This is a genomic window from Georgenia sp. M64 (assembly GCF_038049925.1).
Classification (GTDB): Bacteria; Actinomycetota; Actinomycetes; order Actinomycetales; family Actinomycetaceae; genus Georgenia.
Genome location: NZ_CP145809.1, coordinates 3951260 through 3971575, shown reverse-complemented (window position 1 = coordinate 3971575; position 20316 = coordinate 3951260). Strand labels below are relative to the sequence as shown.

General features: G+C 75.5%; 19 protein-coding genes. 10 read left to right on the top strand and 9 right to left on the bottom strand.

Features of this window, described 5'->3' with window-relative positions:
* Positions 1–4 precede the first annotated feature (4 nt).
* The gene (locus tag AAEM63_RS17670; RefSeq protein WP_341359522.1) at positions 5–385 is read right to left on the bottom strand and encodes a phage holin family protein; all 381 of its coding nucleotides are present in this window, start codon (positions 383–385) and stop codon (positions 5–7) included.
* Between the two features lie 63 nt (positions 386–448).
* On the opposite strand from AAEM63_RS17670, the gene hisC reads away from it, so the two are divergent.
* The gene (gene hisC, locus AAEM63_RS17665) at positions 449–1555 is read left to right on the top strand and encodes a histidinol-phosphate transaminase (protein ID WP_341359521.1); all 1107 of its coding nucleotides are present in this window, start codon (positions 449–451) and stop codon (positions 1553–1555) included.
* Between the two features lie 48 nt (positions 1556–1603).
* Here the strand turns inward: hisC and AAEM63_RS17660 are convergent, their stop codons facing one another.
* Positions 1604–2530 carry a YwiC-like family protein gene (locus AAEM63_RS17660; RefSeq protein ID WP_341359520.1) on the bottom strand — a complete coding sequence of 309 codons (927 nt, stop codon included), beginning with the start codon at positions 2528–2530 and terminating at the stop codon, positions 1604–1606.
* Between the two features lie 329 nt (positions 2531–2859).
* Here AAEM63_RS17660 and pdhA point away from each other — a divergent pair, with 329 nt between their 5' ends.
* From pdhA to mpaM, 5 genes are all read left to right on the top strand, one after another.
* Positions 2860–3999: a pyruvate dehydrogenase (acetyl-transferring) E1 component subunit alpha gene (gene pdhA, locus AAEM63_RS17655; RefSeq protein WP_341359519.1), complete on the top strand. Its 1140-nt coding sequence runs from the start codon at positions 2860–2862 to the stop codon at positions 3997–3999.
* Entirely contained in the window at positions 3996–4994 is a 999-nt protein-coding gene (locus tag AAEM63_RS17650) for an alpha-ketoacid dehydrogenase subunit beta (RefSeq protein WP_341359518.1), read from the top strand. The genes pdhA and AAEM63_RS17650 overlap by 4 nt, the downstream gene beginning before the upstream one ends.
* A 10-nt stretch (positions 4995–5004) precedes the next feature.
* The gene (locus AAEM63_RS17645; RefSeq protein ID WP_341359517.1) at positions 5005–6510 is read left to right on the top strand and encodes a dihydrolipoamide acetyltransferase family protein; all 1506 of its coding nucleotides are present in this window, start codon (positions 5005–5007) and stop codon (positions 6508–6510) included.
* A gap of 190 nt (positions 6511–6700) precedes the next feature.
* Complete coding sequence (locus tag AAEM63_RS17640) at positions 6701–7936, top strand: hypothetical protein (RefSeq protein ID WP_341359516.1); 1236 nt, start codon at positions 6701–6703, stop codon at positions 7934–7936.
* Between the two features lie 41 nt (positions 7937–7977).
* Entirely contained in the window at positions 7978–8859 is an 882-nt protein-coding gene (mpaM, locus tag AAEM63_RS17635; protein ID WP_341359515.1) for a daptide-type RiPP biosynthesis methyltransferase, read from the top strand.
* Here the strand turns inward: mpaM and AAEM63_RS17630 are convergent.
* A complete protein-coding gene (locus AAEM63_RS17630) occupies positions 8856–9830 on the bottom strand; it encodes a LuxR C-terminal-related transcriptional regulator (RefSeq protein WP_341359514.1) in 975 nt (324 codons plus the stop codon). The genes mpaM and AAEM63_RS17630 overlap by 4 nt on opposite strands.
* Before the next feature lie 265 nt (positions 9831–10095).
* Between AAEM63_RS17630 and AAEM63_RS17625 the strand changes: the two genes are divergently transcribed.
* Positions 10096–10233, top strand: coding sequence for a hypothetical protein (locus tag AAEM63_RS17625; RefSeq protein WP_170175219.1), 138 nt, complete (start codon positions 10096–10098; stop codon positions 10231–10233).
* 146 nt (positions 10234–10379) lie between these two features.
* Positions 10380–11228, top strand: coding sequence for an N-acetylmuramoyl-L-alanine amidase (locus AAEM63_RS17620; protein ID WP_341359513.1), 849 nt, complete (start codon positions 10380–10382; stop codon positions 11226–11228).
* A 3-nt stretch (positions 11229–11231) separates the two neighbouring features.
* Here the strand turns inward: AAEM63_RS17620 and AAEM63_RS17615 are convergent, their stop codons facing one another.
* The gene (locus AAEM63_RS17615; protein ID WP_341359512.1) at positions 11232–12638 is read right to left on the bottom strand and encodes a hypothetical protein; all 1407 of its coding nucleotides are present in this window, start codon (positions 12636–12638) and stop codon (positions 11232–11234) included.
* An 82-nt stretch (positions 12639–12720) separates the two neighbouring features.
* A complete protein-coding gene (locus AAEM63_RS17610; RefSeq protein ID WP_341359511.1) occupies positions 12721–13359 on the bottom strand; it encodes a response regulator transcription factor in 639 nt (212 codons plus the stop codon).
* A 176-nt stretch (positions 13360–13535) separates the two neighbouring features.
* Between AAEM63_RS17610 and AAEM63_RS17605 the strand changes: the two genes are divergently transcribed.
* Positions 13536–14219, top strand: a complete 684-nt coding sequence (locus tag AAEM63_RS17605; protein ID WP_341359510.1) for a DUF2993 domain-containing protein — start codon at positions 13536–13538, stop codon at positions 14217–14219.
* Here AAEM63_RS17605 and AAEM63_RS17600 read toward each other — a convergent pair.
* From AAEM63_RS17600 to AAEM63_RS17590, 3 genes are read right to left on the bottom strand one after another with little or no spacing between them, the layout of a single operon-like run.
* Positions 14185–15291 (bottom strand): hypothetical protein, encoded by a 1107-nt coding sequence (locus tag AAEM63_RS17600; protein ID WP_341359509.1) that lies wholly within the window; start codon positions 15289–15291, stop codon positions 14185–14187. The genes AAEM63_RS17605 and AAEM63_RS17600 overlap by 35 nt on opposite strands.
* Positions 15288–16460, bottom strand: coding sequence for an ATP-binding protein (locus tag AAEM63_RS17595; protein WP_341359508.1), 1173 nt, complete (start codon positions 16458–16460; stop codon positions 15288–15290). Before AAEM63_RS17595 ends, AAEM63_RS17600 begins: the two co-directional genes overlap by 4 nt.
* Entirely contained in the window at positions 16457–17152 is a 696-nt protein-coding gene (locus AAEM63_RS17590; protein WP_341359507.1) for a LuxR C-terminal-related transcriptional regulator, read from the bottom strand. The genes AAEM63_RS17595 and AAEM63_RS17590 overlap by 4 nt, the downstream gene beginning before the upstream one ends.
* Positions 17153–17276: 124 nt before the next feature.
* Here AAEM63_RS17590 and AAEM63_RS17585 point away from each other — a divergent pair, with 124 nt between their 5' ends.
* A complete protein-coding gene (locus tag AAEM63_RS17585; RefSeq protein ID WP_341359506.1) occupies positions 17277–18215 on the top strand; it encodes a hypothetical protein in 939 nt (312 codons plus the stop codon).
* A gap of 22 nt (positions 18216–18237) precedes the next feature.
* Here the strand turns inward: AAEM63_RS17585 and AAEM63_RS17580 are convergent, their stop codons facing one another.
* Positions 18238–20235, bottom strand: a complete 1998-nt coding sequence (locus AAEM63_RS17580; RefSeq protein ID WP_341359505.1) for a cytochrome c oxidase assembly protein — start codon at positions 20233–20235, stop codon at positions 18238–18240.
* Between the last annotated feature and the right edge of the window lie 81 nt (positions 20236–20316).

Genomic DNA, 20316 nt, shown 5'->3' with positions numbered 1-20316 from the left:
GGCCTCAGCGGTGGTCGCCCGGGATGAGGGCGTGCAGGATCCAGGCCGCGACCGCGATGACGATGCCGCCCAGGAGCGCGGGAACGAAGCCGTCGACGACGAGGCCGAAGTCCGTGAACCCGGTGATCCACCCCGTGAGCATGAGCATGAGGGCGTTGACGACCACGAAGAACAGGCCGAGCGTGAGGATGTAGAACGGCAGCGACAGCAGGGCGACGACCGGCCGGACGACCATGTTCACCAGCGTGAACACCAGCGCGACGACGGCGACGGTCAGCACCTGCTCACCGGTCGTGGACGCGGCGGGCAGGTCGATCCCGTCGATGATGAACGTCGTCAGCCAGATCGCGAGGCCGTTGACCACGAGGCGCACGAGGAAGGTCATGGCACCGATCCTGCCACCGGACGCGTGCCGCCGGGGCGGGCCACGGTGGTGCATCCTTGAGCCATGGCGCCCTCGCGTCCGGGCCTGCGGCCGGACATCGAATCCCTGCCCGCGTACGTCCCCGGCGCCCGGCCGGCGGCCGGACGCCAGGTGTTCAAGCTGTCGAGCAACGAGATCCCCTTCCCGCCGCTGCCGTCCGTCGTGGCGGCCCTGGACGACGCCGCCGCCGAGGTCAACCGCTACCCGGACATGTACGCCACCGAGCTCACCGAGGCCCTCGGGGCCGCGCACGGCGTCGGCGCCGAGCGGGTGACGGTGGGCAACGGCTCGGTCGCCGTCCTGGCCCACGTGCTCGCCGCCGTGTGCGCCCCCGGTGACGAGGTGGTCTTCGCGTGGCGCTCCTTCGAGGCCTACCCCATCGCCGTCCAGGTCGCCGGGGCCCGGCCCGTCGCCGTGCCCCTCGACGCCGAGGGCCGCCACGACCTGCAGGCGATGGCGGCCGCCGTCACCGAACGGACCAGGGCGCTGATCCTCTGCAGCCCGAACAACCCCACCGGCCCCGCCCTGACCGCCACCGAGGTGGAGGAGCTCCTCGAGATCGTCCCGCCCTCGGTGCTCGTGGTCCTGGACGAGGCCTACATCGAGTTCGTCCGCACGCCCGACCCGACCGACGGTCCCGCGCTGCTCGCCCGGCACCGCAACCTCGTCGTGCTGCGCACGTTCTCCAAGGCGTACGGCCTCGCCGGACTGAGGGTCGGGTACGCCCTCGCCCGGCGCCGCCTGACCCGCGGCTTCCGGGCGGCCTCCACCCCGTTCGGCGTCAACGTCATGGGGATGGCGGCGGCCCTGGCGGGCCTGCGCGCCGCCGACGAGGTCCGCGAGCGCGTCGAGCACGTCGTCCGCGAGCGCGAGCGGGTCCTGGCGGGGCTGTCCGAGCAGGGCTGGCACGTGCCCGACGCGCAGGGCAACTTCGTCTGGCTGCCGCTCGGCCGGCAGGCCGCCGCGTTCGCCGACGCCGCCCGGCAGCAGGGCGTCCTCGTGCGCGCGTTCGCGGGCGACGGCGTGCGGGTCTCCGTCGGCGAGCCGGAGGGCAACGACCTCTTCCTCAGGGTGGCGGGGCACTGGCTCGCGGACCTCGGCGTCGACGCCGCCGTCCCGGCGGCGCGCTGACCTGCTCGGCCCGGCAAACCGGGCCGGCAACCCGGGCCGGCAGCAGCGTCAGCCCAGCAGCAGCGTCAGCGCCACCAGCACGGACAGGACGACCTCGCCCAGACCGAGCGCCGTCGGCCGCACGGGACGTCCGCGGCGCGCCGCCAGCACGGGCACGGCGACGGCCCGGATGGCGAGCGCGACCCACACCGCCGCGTGGGCGGCGGTGAGGGAACCGGCCGCGGCGAGCGCGGCCGTCCCGGCCGCACCCAGCAGGTGGAAGCCGGCGGAGACGACGAGGTAGGCCCGGTTGCCGCGCTCGCGGATGTTGGTCTTGACGTAGAGGACCGTCCCGAGGAAGTACGCGGTGAGCAGCGCCGTGACGAGCCACGCCCACGCCCAGCCGGTGAGGGAGCCGTCGGGGGACGAGCCGGGCAGCGCCGTCGTCGCGCCCGCCGCGAGCCACCCGGTGCCCCACAGGCCACCGGAACCGAAGGTCCCGGCGTCGTAGGCCACCGCCGTCGTCAGCCCGGCGGCCAGGACGGTGACGGCGCCGTTCAGCAGCGAGCGGTCGCGCCGGTGCGCCGAGGACCACAGGGTCACCGCGACCAGCGGCGCGAAGGGCAGCGCCCACCACGCGAGGTCAGGCGCGAGGACCAGCAGGGCCAGCCCCAGCCCCGCCGTCGCCGTCCCGTACACGCGCACCGGCGGCAGGTAGCGCGGCCGGCGCCGCGAGCGCAGCCACAGGCCCGTGGCGTAGAAGGCGAAGTACCCGGTCCACCAGGTCGCCAGGAGGGGGACGTGCGTCCATGTGGGGCCGGCCAGGGCGATGCCGACCCCCACGGGCAGGACGATCATCGCCCAGGCGCCGTGCTGGTCCGGCACCCAGCCGGGCGGGCGACGCCGCCCGCGGGCCGGTCGTGGTCGCCCGCCGGGGTCGGTGGTGGTCGTCCCGGGGCGGTCGGCGGGCCGGGTGGCGGGACGGGGGGTGCGCACGCGCCACGTCTACCAGCTGCGCGGGTGCTGCGGTCCGGGACCCTGGTCCCGGCCGGCCGCGGGATCTGTGCGCGCCCAGGCGCCCTGGCACTGTGGAACTCCACACTTCTTGGGGGTCGTAACCAGCCCAGGCGGTGGATCGTTGGAGGTTTCCTCAAAGACGAGGTTACGGTTCCGTAGCCTACGCTGGCGTAGGTCCGTCCGGGGACCGTCACCATGCGGTACCGGACCGCCGCCGCGCCCGACCCGCCACCCCTGGGGCGGGCGCGGCGGACCGACCCGGTGTACCGTGCGGCGCACCGTGCGCCGTCGCTCGAGGAGGGTTTCGTTTGACCGAGCCGCTCACCGCCCTTGCCGGGGCCCACGAGGCCGAACCCGGCACCGTCCAGCTCCTCGACCCCCGTGGCCGACGCGTGGAGGACCCCACGTACTCGCCGCTCGTCGCGGACCTCGACGCGGAGGCCCTGCGGACCATGTACCGCGACATGGTCGTCACCCGCGCCTTCGACAACACCGCCACCGCGCTGCAGCGCCAGGGCGAGCTGGGGCTGTGGCCCCCCTCCCTGGGGCAGGAGGGTGCGCAGGTCGGTTCCGCCCACGCCCTCGCCGCGCGCGACTTCGTCTTCCCGGCCTACCGCGAGCACGGGGTCGCCCGGGTCCGGGGGCTCGACCTCGGCGAGCTCCTGCCGGTCTTCCGCGGCGTGCGGCACGGCGGCTGGGACCCCGCCGCGCACAACTTCAACATCTACACCTTCGTCATCGGCGCGCACACCCTGCACGCCGTCGGCTACGCGCTGGGCATCCAGCGCGACGGCGACGTCGGCACCGGGGACCCCGCCCGGGACCGGGCGGCGGTGGTCTACTTCGGCGACGGCGCCACGTCCCAGGGCGACACGAACGAGGCGCTGGTCTTCGCGGCCTCGAACAACGCCCCGGTGGTCTTCTTCCTCCAGAACAACCACTGGGCGATCTCCGTGCCGACCACGACCCAGAGCCGCGTCCCGCTCGTCCAGCGCGGCGCCGGGTTCGGGATCCCGTCGGTGCGGGTCGACGGCAACGACGTGCTCGCCTGCTACGCCGTGACCCGCGCGGCCCTGGAGCGGGCCCGCTCGGGCTCGGGACCGACCTTCGTCGAGGCGGTCACCTACCGGATGGGCGCCCACACCACCTCCGACGACCCCACGCGCTACCGCGACCGCGCCGAGGAGGACCTGTGGCGTGAGCGTGACCCGATCGCACGGATGCGGGTCCACCTGCGCGCCGAGGGACTGGCGGACGACGCCTTCCTCGCCGACGTCGAGGACGAGGCCCACGCCGTGGCCGACGCCGCCCGGGCCTTCTGCCGGGGGCTCGAGGCGCCGCCCACGGGCGCGATGTTCGACCACGTCTACACCGCCGACCACCCCCTGGTCGCGGCCGAGCGCGCCGAGGCGGAGGCCTTCGAGGCCGCCTTCGAGGAGACCCGATGAGCACGACGGTCCTGGCGAGGGCGATCAACGCCGGCCTGCGCCGCGCCCTGGAGCGCGACGACAAGGTCCTCCTCATGGGTGAGGACATTGGCCCCCTCGGCGGGGTCTTCCGCGTGACCGACGGCCTGCAGAAGGACTTCGGGCCCGACCGGGTGGTCGACACTCCCCTGGCCGAGTCGGGGATCATCGGCACCGCCATCGGGCTGGCCATGGCCGGGTACCGACCGGTCTGCGAGATCCAGTTCGACGGCTTCATCTTCCCCGCCTTCGACCAGATCACCACCCAGCTGGCCAAGCTCACGTACCGCTCGGGCGGGGACCTGTCCATGCCCGTGGTCATCCGCGTGCCCTACGGCGGCGGGATCGGCGCGGTGGAGCACCACAGCGAGTCGCCCGAGGCGCTCTTCGCGCACACCGCCGGCCTGCGGATCGTCAGCCCCGCCACCGCCGCGGACGGCTACACGATGATCCAGCAGGCCATCGCCTCGCCCGACCCGGTGCTCTTCCTCGAGCCCAAGGCCCGCTACTGGGAGAAGGGCGAGGTCGACCTCGACGCCGAGGTCGACCTGGGCGGCGAGGCCCTGACGACCGGGCTCCACTCCGCCCGGACCGTGCGGCCCGGACGCGACCTCACCCTCGTCGGGTACGGCCCTGCCGTGCGCACGATGCTCACCGCCGCCGAGGTGGCCGCGCAGGAGGGCCACGAGCTCGAGGTCATCGACCTGCGCTCGATCTCGCCGGTCGACTTCGGCGCCGTCGAGGCCTCGGTCACCCGCACCGGCCGGCTCGTGGTCGTCCACGAGGCCCCGGTGTTCTTCGGCCCCGGCGCCGAGATCGCCGCCCGGGTCGCCGAGCGCTGCTTCTACTCCCTCGAGGCCCCCGTGCTCCGGGTGGGCGGGTACCACACCCCCTACCCGGCGAGCGCGAACGAGGAGGCCTACCTCCCCGGTCTGGACCGCGTCCTCGACGCCGTGGACCGGGCCCTCGCCTACTGAAGGAGCACGTGTGCCGAGCTACCAGCAGTTCCGACTCCCCGACGTCGGTGAGGGCCTGACCGAGGCCGACCTGGTCACCTGGGCGGTCGCGGTGGGCGACACCGTCGCCGTCGACCAGCAGCTGTGCGAGATCGAGACGGCCAAGTCGGTCGTCGAGCTCCCCAGCCCCTACGCCGGGCTCGTCCACGAGCTCCTCGTCCCCGAGGGGGCGACGGTGGACGTCGGGACGCCGATCATCGTCATCGACACCGACCCCGGGGGTTCCCCGGGCGAGCCGTCCACCGACCGGCCGGCGCAGACGTCCGGGACCCCGCAGGCCGGCGAGGCGGCGGGGGACGGCTCCGGCAGCGTGCTGGTCGGGTACGGCACCAAGGGGGCGACGGCGGCGCGACGGCCCCGTCGCGCGGCGGCCCCCGACCAGTCGGTTGCGGCACCTGCACCGGCACCGGCACCGGCACCGGCACCTGCGCAGGCCCAAGCACCGGCGCCTGCACCGGTACCCACTCCTGCACCGGCGCCCGGGCAGGCCGCACCGGCTGCCCCGGCACGCCCGGCGTCGGCCACGCAGCGGACCGCGGCCACGCCGCCCGCGGCGGGCGGCCCCGCCGGGCTGCGCGTCCTGGCGAAGCCGCCGGTGCGCAAGCTCGCCAAGGACCTCGGCGTCGACCTCACGGTGGTCCGGGGCTCCGGGCCCGGCGGCATCGTGACCCGCGAGGACGTCGTCGCCCAGCAGGCCAAGACCGAGGCCAGGCCGTTGGCCACCTACCCCGGCGACGAGGAGCCGTGGCTCGCGGGCGGGACGGTCTCCGAGGACGGGCGGCAGACCCGGGTGCCGGCCAAGGCCGTCCGGCGCCGCACGGCCGAGGCGATGGTCTCCTCCGCCTTCACCGCCCCGCACGTGACCGTGTTCCAGACCGTCGACGTCACCAAGACCATGAAGCTCGTCGAGCGCCTGCGGGCCGACCGGGAGTTCGCCGACGTGCGGGTCACCCCGCTGCTCATCGTCATGAAGGCGTTCATCCACGGGGTCCGCCGCCACCCGGAGGTCAACGCCAGCTGGGACGACCAGACCAAGGAGATCGTCTACAAGCACTACATGAACCTCGGGATCGCGGCCTCCACGCCACGGGGCCTGGTCGTGCCCAACATCAAGAACGCCAACCGGATGAAGCTCCACGACCTCGCCGTGGCGCTCGCCGACCTCACCGCGACCGCCCGGGCCGGCAAGACCACGCCGCAGGACATGTCGGACGGGACGATCTCCATCACCAACGTCGGCGTCTTCGGCATCGACACCGGCACCCCGATCCTCAACCCGGGGGAGTCGGTGATCCTGGCGTTCGGCTCGGTCAGGCGCCAGCCGTGGGTCCACAAGGGCAAGGTCCGGCCCCGCTGGGTCACCCAGCTGGCGCTGTCGATGGACCACCGCCTCGTGGACGGCGCCCTCGGCTCCCGGCTGCTCGCCGACGTCGCGCGCGTCCTCGAGGACCCCGCCCAGGTTCTCGTCTGGGGCTGACGGTCCCCTCGCCGGGTCGCGGCCGGGCCTCCCGCGGGGGCCCGGCCGTGGCATGAACGTGCCATGGCACGGACGTGCCTCGTCCAGGGCTGGTACCTGCTCTCCCCGCCTCGTAGTTTCGATGTGTCGCACCTGATCTGGAGGGGTCCGGGGCGATCACCCGGACGAGGAACACGAGAGGGGGCCCGCCATGATCGAGGCCAGGACGCACCCGTTCGAGCAGCGCCGTGCAGCGGTGACGGGGTCGCGCACCCGCATGGCGAATCTCGTGGTCCCGTCCGGGGCTGCTTCCGGCGAGGTGATCGACCTGCTCACGCGTGAGCCGGTCCGGTCGCCGGTCCGCCGGGGCGGGCGGGGCACCGTGGTCGACCTCACCGACCGCGGTGCCCCCGCCTACCGCTCGACCCGGGACCGCCTCGTGCGGCAGATCCTCGCCACCGCCACCCCCGAACGGTCCGACCGGCTCTTCCCCGGCCCGTCGGGCGAGGCGGCGGTGACGTTCGGTCGCGGCGCCGCCGGCGTGCTGTGGGCCCTCGCCGAGTCCGGCGTCGAGGTCCCGGCGGAGCTCGTGGACTGGCTCGAGCGCTCCGCCGTCCGCCTGGACCCGCGTCGGCCCGGCCTCTTCGACGGCGCGAGCGGCGTGGCCCTGGCGCTGTCCCGTCTCGGTCGCGCGGACGCCGCCGAGGAGCTGTGGCGCACGGTCGACACCGCACCGTTGGGGCCGCTGGACGTCTCGGTGGCCCGGGGCCTGCCCGGTCTCGGCCTCGCCCTGCTCGAGCGCGCCCCGATCCTGGACGAGAGCGCCCTCATGGACCGCCTGGCCTCGATCGCCGGCGAGCTCACGGTCCGGCTCGGCGCCGGCCGGCACGGTGCCGGAGTGCTCCGCGGTGGCGCCGGAGCCGCCCTGTTCCTGCTCGACCTGTACGAGGTGTCCGAGGACGAGTCGCTCCTCGCCCCCATCGAGGTCGCGCTCCTGCACGACCTGGCCCTCCTGGGCTGGGGCCCGCTCAGCGACGCGAACGCCTCCCCGCTGTGGTGGCAGGAGCCGCTCCTCGGCAACGGCAGCGCCGGGCTCGCCATGGTGCTGCGCGAGGCCGCGGGCCACCTGGACGCCGGTTGGCTCGGCGACGCGCAGGAGTGGATCGCCACGGCCTGCGAGTGCTACGTCCCCGAGCGGCCCGGTCTCCTCGACGGGGCGGCGGGCACCGCCGTCGCGCTGTGGCACCTGCGCCGCACCCCGTGGGACACCGCCGTCCAGCGACGCGCGCTCATGCGCCCCCACCTGGAGCGGCTCGGACTCCTGGGCGGCACCGACCTGGACGTCTCCCGCACCGGGGTCGACCTCAGCTCCGGCGCCGCCGGGATCCTCATCGCCCTCGAGACCCTCCTGGGTCCCGAGGAGCGCCGCGTCCCCTTCTTCTGGTAGAGCCGTCCGCCGGGTCCGCCCGGCCGAGAGGAGGTGCCGACATGGCCGTCCCGACCGTTGCTCGTACCTATCACCACCCCGGCGCGGCGGCGCACGGCATCCCCGGCCACGCCGGGCGCATCGTCGCCTCCCTCGGCGGGAGCATCGACGTCCGTGAGCTGACCGACGACGTGGGGGCGCTGACCCTGGGCGACGTCGCCGACGGCGACCTCCGGGAGATCCACGCCCTGCTGCGGGTGGTGCTCGGCGTCGACGGGCCCGTGCTCGACCTCGCCGTCGGTGCGGGCCGCCTCAGCGTGCCCCTGCTCTCGCTCGGCCGCCGCGTGACCGCGCTCGACCGGTCGGAGGCCGTCCTCGACGCGGTGCGCCGACGGGTGGCCCTCGGCCCGGCCCGGCTGCGCTCGTCCTTCGACGTGGTCCGGGCGGACCCCTGGACCTACGCCCTCGAGGCGGGCTTCGGGGCGATCGTCGTGGCCTCGCCCACCCTGGGCTCGTACGAGCCCGCGGCGCGCGCGTCGATGTTCGCCTGCGCCCGCCGCCACCTCCTCCCCGACGGCCGGCTCGTCGTGAGCGCCGTCGACCACGGCGCCGAGGACCTGCCGGTGGAGGTCGAGCGCGTCGTCGTCGCACCGAGCGGCCGGGTCTTCCGCGTCCACGAGTACTGGGAGCCCGGCTCGCCGACCTGGCGGTTGACCGTGCTGCCGATCGAGCAGGGCGCCGAGGACGTCGTGGTGTGCACCTCGCGCCTGCGGGTGGTCACCGTCGCCACCGTCGTGCGTGAGCTCCGTGCGGCCGGGTTCGACGTCGTCGCCCGCCACCGCGTCACCGACGCCGGCCCGCGCCACCCGCAGGTCCTCGTCGAGGCGGCGCGCTCCGAGGGACCGCGTGACCGGATGGAGGAGCTCCTCGGCGAGCGCGGCTAGATGAGTCCGCGCTCGTGGGCGCGGGCCCCGAGGGTGAACCGGCTCGGTGCGTCGAGGCGCTCGCTGAGGATGTTGATCATCCGCCGGACCGTGCGGATGGAGATACCGAGGGCGCGCGCCACGGCCTCGTCCTTCATCCCGCGGCCGAGGAGCTGGAGCAGCTCACGCTCCTCCGGCCGGAGCTCGTCCATGCTGGGCGGCTCGACGAGGTCCGTGCCGGACTCCCACAGCAGGTCGAAGAGGGATTGCAGCGCGACCACGGCTCCCGGCGCGGACAGGACGATGGCCCCTCGGGTGAAGTCGGCGTGGTTGAACATGAGGACGGCGACCTCGCCGTCGTAGAGGAGAGTTTGGTTCGGCACCGATAGCACCGTCCGTGCGGCGCCGCCGCGCTCCTGCAGCCAAGCGGCGTATTCGACGACGCCATCGACGTGCCGACCGGCAGCCGGAATGATCGAGCGGAGACGCATACCGCGGGCGAGCATGGCGGCTTCATCGCTCTTCGCCTGCTCGATCTGGTGCTGGGTGGGCGACGTCGTCAGCAGCGAATCGACGGACCGCTCCGCGTTCTGTCCGAGCTCGAGGACCCGAGCGACGATCTCGTCGGTCTCGACGATGTGCTCGATCTGGCCGAGGCGGGTGCGCTCGAGCACGCGGTGGTACTCCTCCACGAGCTCGGCCGAGCCCGCCCGCATCGAGCTCAGCTGCTCCTGGGAGCGGTGCAGCACCTCCTCGTGGCGGCCGATGAGGCGTTCGAACGCGACGAGGGGGGACTCGGTGCGCAGCTCGCCCGGGTCGTTGTGCGAGCGTCGGAGGAAGCCCTTCTCCTCCAGAAGGTCCAGCACGGCGAGCACCTGGGCGGGGTTGAGACCGGTGGCGACCGTGAGGCCCTGCGGGGTGAGGCGCGGCGAGGTGAGGAGCGCGCGGTAGACCGCGATCGCGGTCTCATCGAGACCGAGTGGCTCGAACATGGCTCTCCTGACGTGCGCCTTCTGGTCGAGATGGTACGGGGCTCGGTCCGTGGCCGGGGTCAGGCGGGTGGCGACCCGCGCGTCCCCGGGCCGCTCCGGCGGCGCCGACGGAGGCCGGAGGTCCCGCCAAGATACGGAGATGTGCGGGAACTTTGTGCCATGACCGGAAGTTGCCACCGCCCCGGTGCGGCTCCCGGCCGCTTCTGGCCCGATGATCAGGGAAGGAGGCCGTGGGCCTCATGCAGTTTCGGGGAGGGGAGACAACATGATCAAGAAGCTCGGTGCCAGCGTGCTCCTGGCGGCGGCTCTCGTCGGCGTGTCGGTGGCGCCCGCCACGGCGGCGTCCGACGGTGCGATGCGCACGATGTGCGTGATGTGCTGGCCGACGCCCGGCGCGAAGTAGTCAGCCGGCCACGGCCGGACCGGTTCACGTGGTGCGGGTGCGTTGAGCGCCCGCACCACGTTCGCGCGTTCTCTGAGCGCCCGCACGTGCGGTGACCCGTCGCTCCCGCGCGCACGGGTGGCCGCCGCGGTGTGAGGATGGGCCGCGTGTCGGCTCGTGCGCGCTCCCTGCTCGTGGCCCTCGGCGCGCTCGCCGTCCTGGCGGTCGCCGCCCTCGGTCTCGTCCTCGGCGCGCGCCCGCTCGGTCCGGACGAACCGGTGGTCCGGGCGACCGAACCGCCGCTGACCTCCACGCCCGCGCCCACGACGCCCACGCCCGACCCCACCGAGGAGCCCGGCCCCCTGGCCGACCTCCACGTGGTGCTCGACCCTGGCCACAACGGCGGCAACGCGGCCGCGCCGGCCGAGATCAACGCCCTCGTCGGTGACGGCCGGGGCGGGAGCAAGGCCTGCAACACCGTGGGCTCCAGCACCACGTCGGGCTACCCCGAGCACGCCTTCACCTTCGACGTCGCCCAGCGTGCGCGCGAGATCCTGGTCGCCGACGGAGCCACGGTCACCCTCACCCGCGAGGACGACACCGGCGTCGGGCCGTGCGTCGACGAGCGCGGGCAGGCGGCCCAGACGGCCGGCGCCGACGTGCTGGTCTCGATCCACGCCGACGGCGCCGCGGACCCGGCAGTGCGCGGCTACTTCGCGATCGTCTCCGAGCCCCCGCTCAACGACGCCCAGGCGGAGCCCTCCCGTGCGCTCGCGGCCGACCTGCTGGCCGCCCTCGGCGCCGCCGGCTTCGCGCCGTCGTCGAGCTACCCCGGTGCCCTGAGCGAACGGGCGGACCTCGGCACGCTGAACTGGGCCGAGCGCCCGGCCGTGCTCCTCGAGCTCGCCGAGATGCGCAACCCCGGGGAGGCCGCGCTCATCGAGTCGGAGGAGGGGCGCCGCCGGTACGCCGAGGCCGTCGCCGCGGGGATCCGCGAGTGGGCCGCCGGGAGCTGAGCGTCAGAAGGTCTGGATGGCCGCACGGGCCACGGTGAACCCCCGGCCGGACAGCGTCGACCAGCACGTCACGCCGCTCTCCTCGCTCGTGCAGGCGAACCGTCCGGAGGTGGCCGACTGGCCGTACTCCAGGGTGCCGTTGCCGGCCGCCGGGGCGGCCGCGCAGTCGCTCCGGGCGTCGCCGCCGAGCCCGACCACGAGGGTGACCGGTCCCGGACCGCACGTCGCCGGGTCGGCGAACGTCCGGTCGTTGATCGTGCAGGTCGCCGAGCCCTCGCCGAGGCTGCAGGCGATGTTCCCCGACGGGCTGACGAAGCTCGCGCGCTGCTGCGCGCCCGGCGGGGCCGGGCGCGCCACGGTGACCCAGTCGGGGGCGGCCGCGAGGGTCGCGACGATCGCCGGCGAGCCGTCGGCCAGGGCGTCGCTGACCGCCACGGCGTGGGGCGCTCCGCAGGCGTCCTGCAGCCCGGTGAGCGCCGCCAGGACGGCGTCCCCGTCCGCCGGGTCGGTCCATGCGCCGTCGGGGGCCGCCGCGGCGGCGAACGCGTCGAACACGCCGGCGTCCGCCCCGGGGTCCGTGCAGGCGGAGGCCGCGGGCAGCGAGGTGAGGGCCTCGCGGGCCGCCTGGAGCTCCTGGGCGCCGTCGTCCGGGGCGGCCGTGGTGGGCTCGGCGGTGTCCGGGGCGGCCGTGTCCGGGGCGGTGGGCCCCGACGGGGCACCGGCCGTGGGTGCGGACGTCGGCCCGGGGTCCGGCGACCGCTGCGTCAGCGCCCAGACCAGGGCGAGGGCGAGCACGACGGCGAGGGCCACCAGGGCCCACGCGGGCCGCCCCCGGGCCTCGCGGGCCGGCCCCCGGTCGGCCCCGAGAGCGGCGGCGCCGGCGGGGGTGGAGACCGACGTGGTGGTGCTCGTGCCCGCGGCCGGGGCTGCGCGGGTGGGGGCAGCGGCGGGCGGATGACCGGGCCCGGGCGTGCGACCCATGACGGAGGTGCGCCGGGGGGACCCAGGTCGCGGGGCCACCGTCGCCGGGGGGATGACCGGCGGGGGCGCCGTGGGAGCGCGCGGTGCCGGCAGGACCTCGGTGTACGGCTCCTCCTGCGCCGGCGGCCCGTCCTGCGCCGGCTGCTCTTCCTGCGCGAGCTCGTCCATCGCGGGCTGCTCCACCGTGGCCGGCGCGGCCGCGGGGACGGCGGGGTACTCGGCGGTCGCCGGTCCGCCCCGCGCGGCCAGGGCTTCGTCGACGTCGGGGTCGCCGAGGCGTCCGAGCCACTCGAGCAGGTCGGGGTAGGTCGAGGGGTTGGCGGCGATCGTGGGCCGGAGGCGGGGGTGGTGCGCGGCGAGGTCCTGGAGCGTGGCCAGCGGGGTGCCGGGGTCGGCCGCCTGCCTGGCCAGCGCGTCGTCGTCAACCACGTCGGTGCTCCTCCCTGGGTCCGCGCCCCGACCCTACACAGCCCGTCCGCGAGGTCGCGTCCCGGCAGCCCGCACGGTGGCGCTACTGCCGGCGGCGCGGGGCGGGCAGGAAGCCGTCCTCGACGGCCCGCTGGTACAGGTCGACCTTGGTCGGGGCGCTGCGGCCGGCCCGCTCGTACTTGGCCCGGATCGAGCGGAGGTGCTCGATGACCGTGTGCTCGCTGATGCCCAGCTCGCGGGCCACCCGGACCGTCTTCTCGCCCGCCGCGTACAGCGCGAGGACCTCGGCCTCGCGCGGCGAGAGGCCCGCCGAGTCCAGGCCCGGGTCGGCGTCCAGGGCGGCGGCCCAGCTCACCGTCGGGACCGGCTGGCCGCTCCCCGCCGCGAGGACCGCGGCCACCAGCTCGCGCAGCGGCGCGGTCTTGAGGACCACCCCGACCACGCCGGCGCGGGCCGCCTGGCGGATCGCGTGGGCGTCGTCGCCGGCGGTGTAGACGAGCACCTGGCTGCCGCGGGCCCGCAGGGTACGGACGTTCTCCGCGGGCTCCGAGCGGTCCGCGAGGCTGAGGTCCAGGACGACGACGTCGGCGTCCAGGTCCCGCTCCTCCCACTCGGTCACCGTCCGCGCGGTGCCTACGACGTCACAACCGGGCTCGTGCGCGAGGGCGCTGCGAACCCCGACGGACACGGACTCGTGGTCGTCGATCATCCCGACACGCATCGGTCAGTTCCTCACCTCTCCCCCCGGGGGGCATTGTCCACCCCGTCGGCCGTCCCTGCCCCTCGAACGCGCCGCGCGGGCGGCACCGGGTGCCCCCGGCCACGCGGGCGGCACCAGGTCCCCCGGCCACACGGCGTCGCGGGCCGCCGGGTGCCCGCACCCGTACCGTGGGGCAGGTGCGCCGGCTCCTCACCGCCCTCGTCCTGACGGTCCTCGTCGTCCTCGCGGCAGCGCTCGTCGCGGACCGGGTGATGCTCTCCCGCGCGGAGGCGCGGGTCGTCGACCAGCTGGACGCCTACCTGGACGTCTCGGGCCGGCCCGAGGTCACCATCGCCGGGTTCCCGTTCCTCACCCAGCTCCTCGCCGGGGAGCTCCGCCGGGTGGACGCCACCGCGCCCGCCGCCGGGAGCGAGGGGGTCGAGCTGCGCGACGTCGAGGCCCAGGCGCTCCGGGTGACGCTGGAGGAGCCGGCCCGGGTGGGTGAGCTCGAGGTCCGGGGCACCCTCGACGAGGCTGCGCTCCAGCGGCTGGTGGACGACCAGAGCGAGCTCGACCTCACGCTGGTCGCCCGCGCCGACGGCCTCGAGGCGGCCACGGAGGTCCTCGGTCTCGAGGTGGCCCTGACCGTCGACCCGGTCGTGGTCGGTGAGTCGCTCCGGCTGGAGGTGCGCACCGTGACGCTCGGCGGCGTCGAGGTCGGCGCCGCCGAGCTCGCGCCCCTGCTGGGCGAGGACCAGCTCACGGTCGACCTGGCGGTCCCGGACCTGCCTCTCGGCCTGCGGCTCGCCTCGGTGGCCCCGCAGGACGGCGGCGTGCGGCTGACCCTCACCGGCTCCGACGTGGTGCTGTCCGAGCCGTGACCAGGCCGTCGCCGTCCTCGCCGGTCTCCCGGCGCGAGCCGTCGGCGGCGAAGGTCGTCCGGCGCCAGCCCTGAGGCCCCTCGACGACCACGGTGACGAGGTCCGGGCGGCCGCGCGGCAGGATGCGGACCACGACCTCGCCGGCGTCGATCCCGGCGACGATCTGCGCCACCGGGCCGAGCGCCGCGTCGAGCTCGTCGGCGCCGGCACCCGACAGGGCGCCGTCGTCGAGCAGCTGGACGCGCACCCCGCGCCGGCGGGCCTGCGTGACCGCCCGGGCCAGCACCGGGGCGGCGAGGACCGGCGACCGCAGCCGGTCGCGCAGGTCGGCCTCGAGCACCGCGAGCCGCGCCCGCTCCTCGGCGGAGAGGGGGTCGCCGGCCGCGAGACGCTCGAGCACCGGGCGGGTGGCGTGGTCGAGCTCGGCCTGGTGCCGGTCGCGCTCGGCGGCCCGGGCCAGCCGCTTTGCCTGCTCGACGGCGCGGGCCTCGTCCTGGGCGATGAGGCTCCGGATGGTCCGGTCGTTGCGTCGCACCGCCAGTCCCACGGTCGTCCCGAGGGCGATGAGCACCGCGTGGGTGCCGGACAGGGACAGGACCGTCCCCCAGCCCTGCCCGGTGGACAGGGCCCAGGCCGCCGTGACCGTGACCATGGCCGCGAAGCCGGTCCATGCGGCCACCCATCGGTACCCGACGGCGAGGAAGAACAGGAGGAAGGAGCCGGCGCCGATGTGCCACGAGGCGTACCCGGGCGACCGGTCGATCGGCAGCTGCCAGGACACGAGCAGCGCGAGCAGGGCGGGCGTGGCCGCCACGAGCCACGTGGTCGTCGTCCTCTGCCGGGGTCCGGGGTTGCGCACCGCGGGCGGCATGGCGGCGACGAAGAGCACGAGGGCCAGTGCGGTGGGCCAGAAGACCCGCACGTCGTGACGGGTGCTCACCGCGAGGAAGACGTTGACGGCGGTGAACGTCGCGATCACCGCCCAGCCGAGCGGTCCGCGGATCTCGGCGAGGAGTGCCGCCGAGGCCGCGGAGGCGAGCGCGCGGACGTCTCCGCGCCGGGCCCGGCTCACCCCCGCCACCCGAGGGTGACGACGGTGCCGTGCCCGGGGGCGGACTCGACCCGGGCGTGACCGCCTGGAAGGGTGTTCATGCGCTCCAGGATGCTCCTGGTCAGGCCCAGCCGGTCGGCGGGCACGTCGGCGGGGTCGAATCCCGGCCCGTCGTCGGCGACCCGGACCTCGAGCCCCGATGCGCCGGCCCGGACGACGACGCGGCGTGTCGCGCCCGGCGCGTGCCGCGCGCTGTTGCGCAGCGCCTCGGCGGCGGCGGCGACGACCTTCACGGCCACCGGTTCCGGGATCGCCCCCTCCCGCGTGACCGTGGCCTCGACGCTCGTGCCCTCACCGGCCAGCTCGGCGCGCAGCCGCAGCCGTTCGACGAGAAGGGCGGCGGGGAGCTCGCCGTCGTCCGCCGCCGGCTGGCGCAGCTCGTCGAGGTCGTCCAGGGCCTGCCGGGCCTCGCGCCGGACGGCCGGCGCCGCCTCGGGCCCGCCCTGGGAGGCCGACCGGATCGTGGCCAGGACGCCGTCGTGCGCGAACGCGGCCACCCACGCCCGCTCGGCCTCACGCGAGGCCACCTGCGCCTCACGGACCGCGTTCGCCGCGGAGCCGGCGGCGACGTCGTCGACGGCGCGGGCGCTGCGCAGCAGCACCCAGATGATCACGGCCAGGGTCACGCCGAAGGCGAGCGAGACCGCCGCGTCCTGCACGGCCAGCAGCGGACGCTCGGCGCCGAGCGCCCACCACCGGGACAGCCCCCACAGGAGCGTCCCGGCGACGATGTTCGCCAGCGCGGCCGACGCTCGCCACGCCGTCGCGCCGGCCGCCGCGGCGGCTCCGACGAACCCGCGCATCCAGGGCGCCTGGCCGTCCGGGACCGGCTCGATGAGCACGAGCGGGTAGGAGGCGAGCACGAGGAGGAACAGGACGGCGAAGGTCCCGGCCAGGCGGCGCAGGGTCGCGGTGCTGACCCGCGGCAAGGCCCCGGCGAGGACGAGGAGGACGAGCATGCCGAGCAGCGCCGTGATGGTCGAGACGGTCCACCACGACGGGGTGGTGGTCGTCTGCCCGCGGAGCAGGGGCACGCTGGTGAGCGAGAACGCCAGACCGCCGGCGCCCACCAGCACGGCGAGCAGGCGGACCGTCTCGCGGACGGCCCGTCGGTCCCCCGGCCCGGTCACCCCGCGTCGAAGCCAGGGGCGGGCAGGATCCCGTCCTCCACGGCACGCTTGTACAGGTCGATCTTGGTGTCGGCGGCCCGGCCGGCCCGCCGGTACTTCGCACGGATCCGGCCGACGTAGTCGTTCACGGTCTCCTGGGAGATGCCCAGGCGCTCGGCCACCGTCTCGGACTTCTCCCCGGAGGCGTACAGCGCGAGGGTCTCGCGCTCGCGGCGGGAGAGGATCGCGACGTACTCGCCGGAGGGCCCGGTCCGGCGCCGCGGCGGAGCGACCACCACGTCACCGCGGGCGGCGGCCGCCACGGCGTCGAGGAGCACGTCGCGCCCGGCGCTCTTGAGGACGACGCCGTGGACGCCGGCCTCGGCCGCCAGGCGCAGGAGGTAGCGGCTCTCACCCGCGGTGTAGGCGACCACGCGTGCGCCGGCGGCCCGCAGCCTGGAGACGTTCTCGGCCGGGGCGCTGCGGTCGGCGAGCATGAGGTCGAGCAGGACCACGTCCGCCCGCTCCGGGGCGGCCAGCAGCGCCTCCACGGTCGGGAAGCCCCCGAGCATCCGCAGGCCGGGCGCGTCGCCGAGCATCTGCTGCAGGCCGAGCACCACGACGGGGTGGTCCTCGACGGCGGCGACGGTCACCGTCGTCGTGGTGGGGGGCGGGACCACCGTGCGGGCGCGCGGCGGGGTGGTGACGCTCATGGGTGCCTCCCGGGTGCAGCGGCGCGGTGGTTGGAGGTCATCACACCGCCGTTGTGTCGCGCATGTGTCGCACGAGTGTGTGGAAGGTCCCACGAACCGGGGTCGGCTGCGCCAGGATGGCTCCATGCAGGCGGAGCGGGAGAGCGACCACTCCGCCCTCGCCTGCCTGCACCTGCGCTCCCTGCTGGCCACCAGCCCCGCCTACCGGGCCCAGTGGCAGGTGTACGTGCGCCGGGACAGCCGGCAGGACATCCACCAGGGGGCGGTCGCCCAGGTCCTCGCCCAGTACCTCTGGGAGACCGGCGAGGCGCCGGAGACCGAGACCGACCTCCCGCGCCGGCTCAAGGACCGGGTCGGCCGGGCGCTCAACGGCAGCCTCATCGCGCCGGCGACCCTGCGCCTGTTCATCGAGGCGTTCGACATGAGCCGGGCGGACGCGAACCAGCTCTGGGCGCTGTTCATGCACGCCGGCTCCGACGACCTCGCGGTGCTGCGTGCCACCCTCGACACCGGTGAGCCGGTGCTCCCGCCGCCGACGGCGCACGAGGCGCTCGCCGTCCACGAGTTCCACCGGATGGGGAGCGACCGGATGCCGGTCGAGCACCGCACCCTCCAGGTCATCCGCGCGCTGGAGCCGATGGACCGCTACCTCTACCAGTTCGACACGAACGCCGCGGTCGTCGAGGTGGTCCGCGGCGGCACGGCGGGCCCGGTGCGGCGCTCGCCGTTCCCCGGGATCTACGGCGTCCAGGTGCACCTGAGCCGGCCCCTCGCACCGGGGGAGACGGCGTCGATCGAGTACCGCACCATCCTCAGCTACACCTCCGCCCCGCCGCCGGAGTTCCGTCGCGGGGTGCTCACCCGCCTGCGGAACCTCGAGATGAACCTCCAGTTCCACCCAGACGCCCTGCCCGCGCGCGTCTGGTGGGGGCACTGGGAGTCCGTCCAGGCGCAGGCGCCGTCGACCCTGGAGGAGGTCACCCTCACCCCGGACCACGACGTGCACCGCTACGTCCCGCTCCTGGAGCACTCGGTCGTCGGCTTCACGTGGGAGTGGGACTAGCGGGTCCCGGCGAGGGCCCGGGTCACCGCCCGGTCTCGTCCCGGCGGCCGGCGCGGGACGCGAGCATCTCGTTGTACGCGCGCAGCTCGGCGTCGTCGTCGCGGTCGGCGCGCCGGTCCGTGCGCCGCGCGACCCGCTCGTCGTCGCGCGCCCAGCTCAGGGCCACGGCGACGGCGAGGGCGAGGGTGGGGATCTCGCCGATGCCCCAGGTGATGGCCCCGCCCTTCTCCTGGTCGGCCAGGGCGTCGACCCACCAGGACAGCCCCAGGCGGCCGAAGTGGTCCGCTGCCAGCAGCGAGGTGAGGGAGATGAGGGAGATCCCGAAGAACGCGTGGAAGGCCATGGTGCCGAACAGCAGCAGCAGGCGCAGGGGGTACCCGGGCCGGGTCGGGCCCGGGTCGACGCCGATGAGGGCGTTCGCGAAGAGGTACCCGGCGAGGGTGAAGTGGGCGACCATCGCCAGGTGGCCCACGTGGGTGGTCAGCGCCAGCTCGAAGAGACCCGTGTAGTAGAAGACGACGAGCGACCCGGCGAAGTTCACGGCCGCGACCACCGGGTGGGCGAAGAAGCGGGCCCACCCCGAGTGCACCACCGCGAGGAGCCACTCCCGCGGCCCGCGCGAGCCGTCGCGCCGGTGCGGCAGGGCGCGGACCGCCAGCGTCACCGGGGCGCCGACGACGAGGAAGATCGGCACGACCATCGCCAGGAGCATGTGCTGGACCATGTGGGCGCTGAACAGGACCGAGCCGTAGACGGCGGGACCGCCGTTGGTCACCCACGCGAAGAGCACGAACCCGCTCACCCAGGAGGCGGCCCGCCACAGCGACCAGGCGTCCCCCCGCCGGCGCAGCCGCCGGACCCACGCCAGGTAGACCCCGACCGCGACGACGGCGAGGGTCGCCGTCAGCGGCTCGGGACGCCACTGGGTGAGGTAGGTCAGGGCGGTGGGGAAGGGCGGCTCGGGGTAGCCGGTGAGGAGGTAGACCGGGGTCGCGTCCGGCGGCGCGTCCTGGGGGACCGGTGGGGCGGAGGACCCCAGGGCGACCGCGACCCCCACCACCGCCGCCATGACGACCACCTCGACGCCGGCCAGGCGCCAGAAGGCGCCGCCGGGCCGGGTGCTGCCCGCCGCCGCGGCCGCGCGCAGCGCCGGGATGGTGGCGCGCCGGTGCGCCCAGCCGGCCAGCCCGAGCGCCACGGTGAGCACCACCTTGGCCAGGAGCAGCCGGCCGTAGGGGTGGGTGACGAGCTCGGCCGGGGTGGACAGGCGCAGGACGGAGCCCGCCAGGCCGGAGCCGGCGACCAGGACGTACGCCCACAGGGCCAGGGCCGAGTAGCGCTCGACCGAGGCCGGCAGGTCCCGGCCGGCCCGGGGGGCCACGAGGCACAGCACGGCCAGCCCGCCGGCCCAGAGGGTCACCCCGGCCAGGTGCATCCACCACGACGAGACCGCCAGGTTGTGGTTCGCGGCGCCGGCCGCGTGCCCGGTCAGGGCCAGGGGCACCATGGCCACGAGGGCCAGCACGCCCGCCCACGCCGCACCGGTGGGCCCGGTGACCGCCACGGCCACGAGCGCGACGAGCGCGGTGAGGGCCGTCGACCACGCCAGGATCGTGCCGAGCTCGATCTGGGTGACGAACTGCACGAGCTGCTCGCCGTAGCCCGGGCCGCCCAGGCCGGTGCCGATGACCGAGGCGTGCGTGAGCAGCAGGTGCAGGAGCTGCGCCGGCGCCCACACCACGGCCGCCACGGCCCCGGTCCGCACCGCGCGGGACCGGGCGGGGCCGGCCGGCAGGACGACGGCGGCCAGGGCGAAGGCCCCCACGGTGAGGGCGGCCGCCGCGTGGCTGACGACCGTGACGACCGGCAGACCCCACCGCACCAGGGCGCCGGGGTCGAAGAGGGCCTGCGGGGCCGCCGCCCCGGTGGTCGCGAGACCGGCGACCAGGGCGAGCAGGGCGGCCGGGAGGGCGCCCGCGACGTACCACCAGGTGCGCGGGACGGGGACGGCAGGGACCACGGCTCCAGGGTAGGTCGTCCCGGCGGCCCGGCGTGGTGGGGGCGTCCTGACGTAGTCTCGCCACACAGCGAGAAGGGGAGT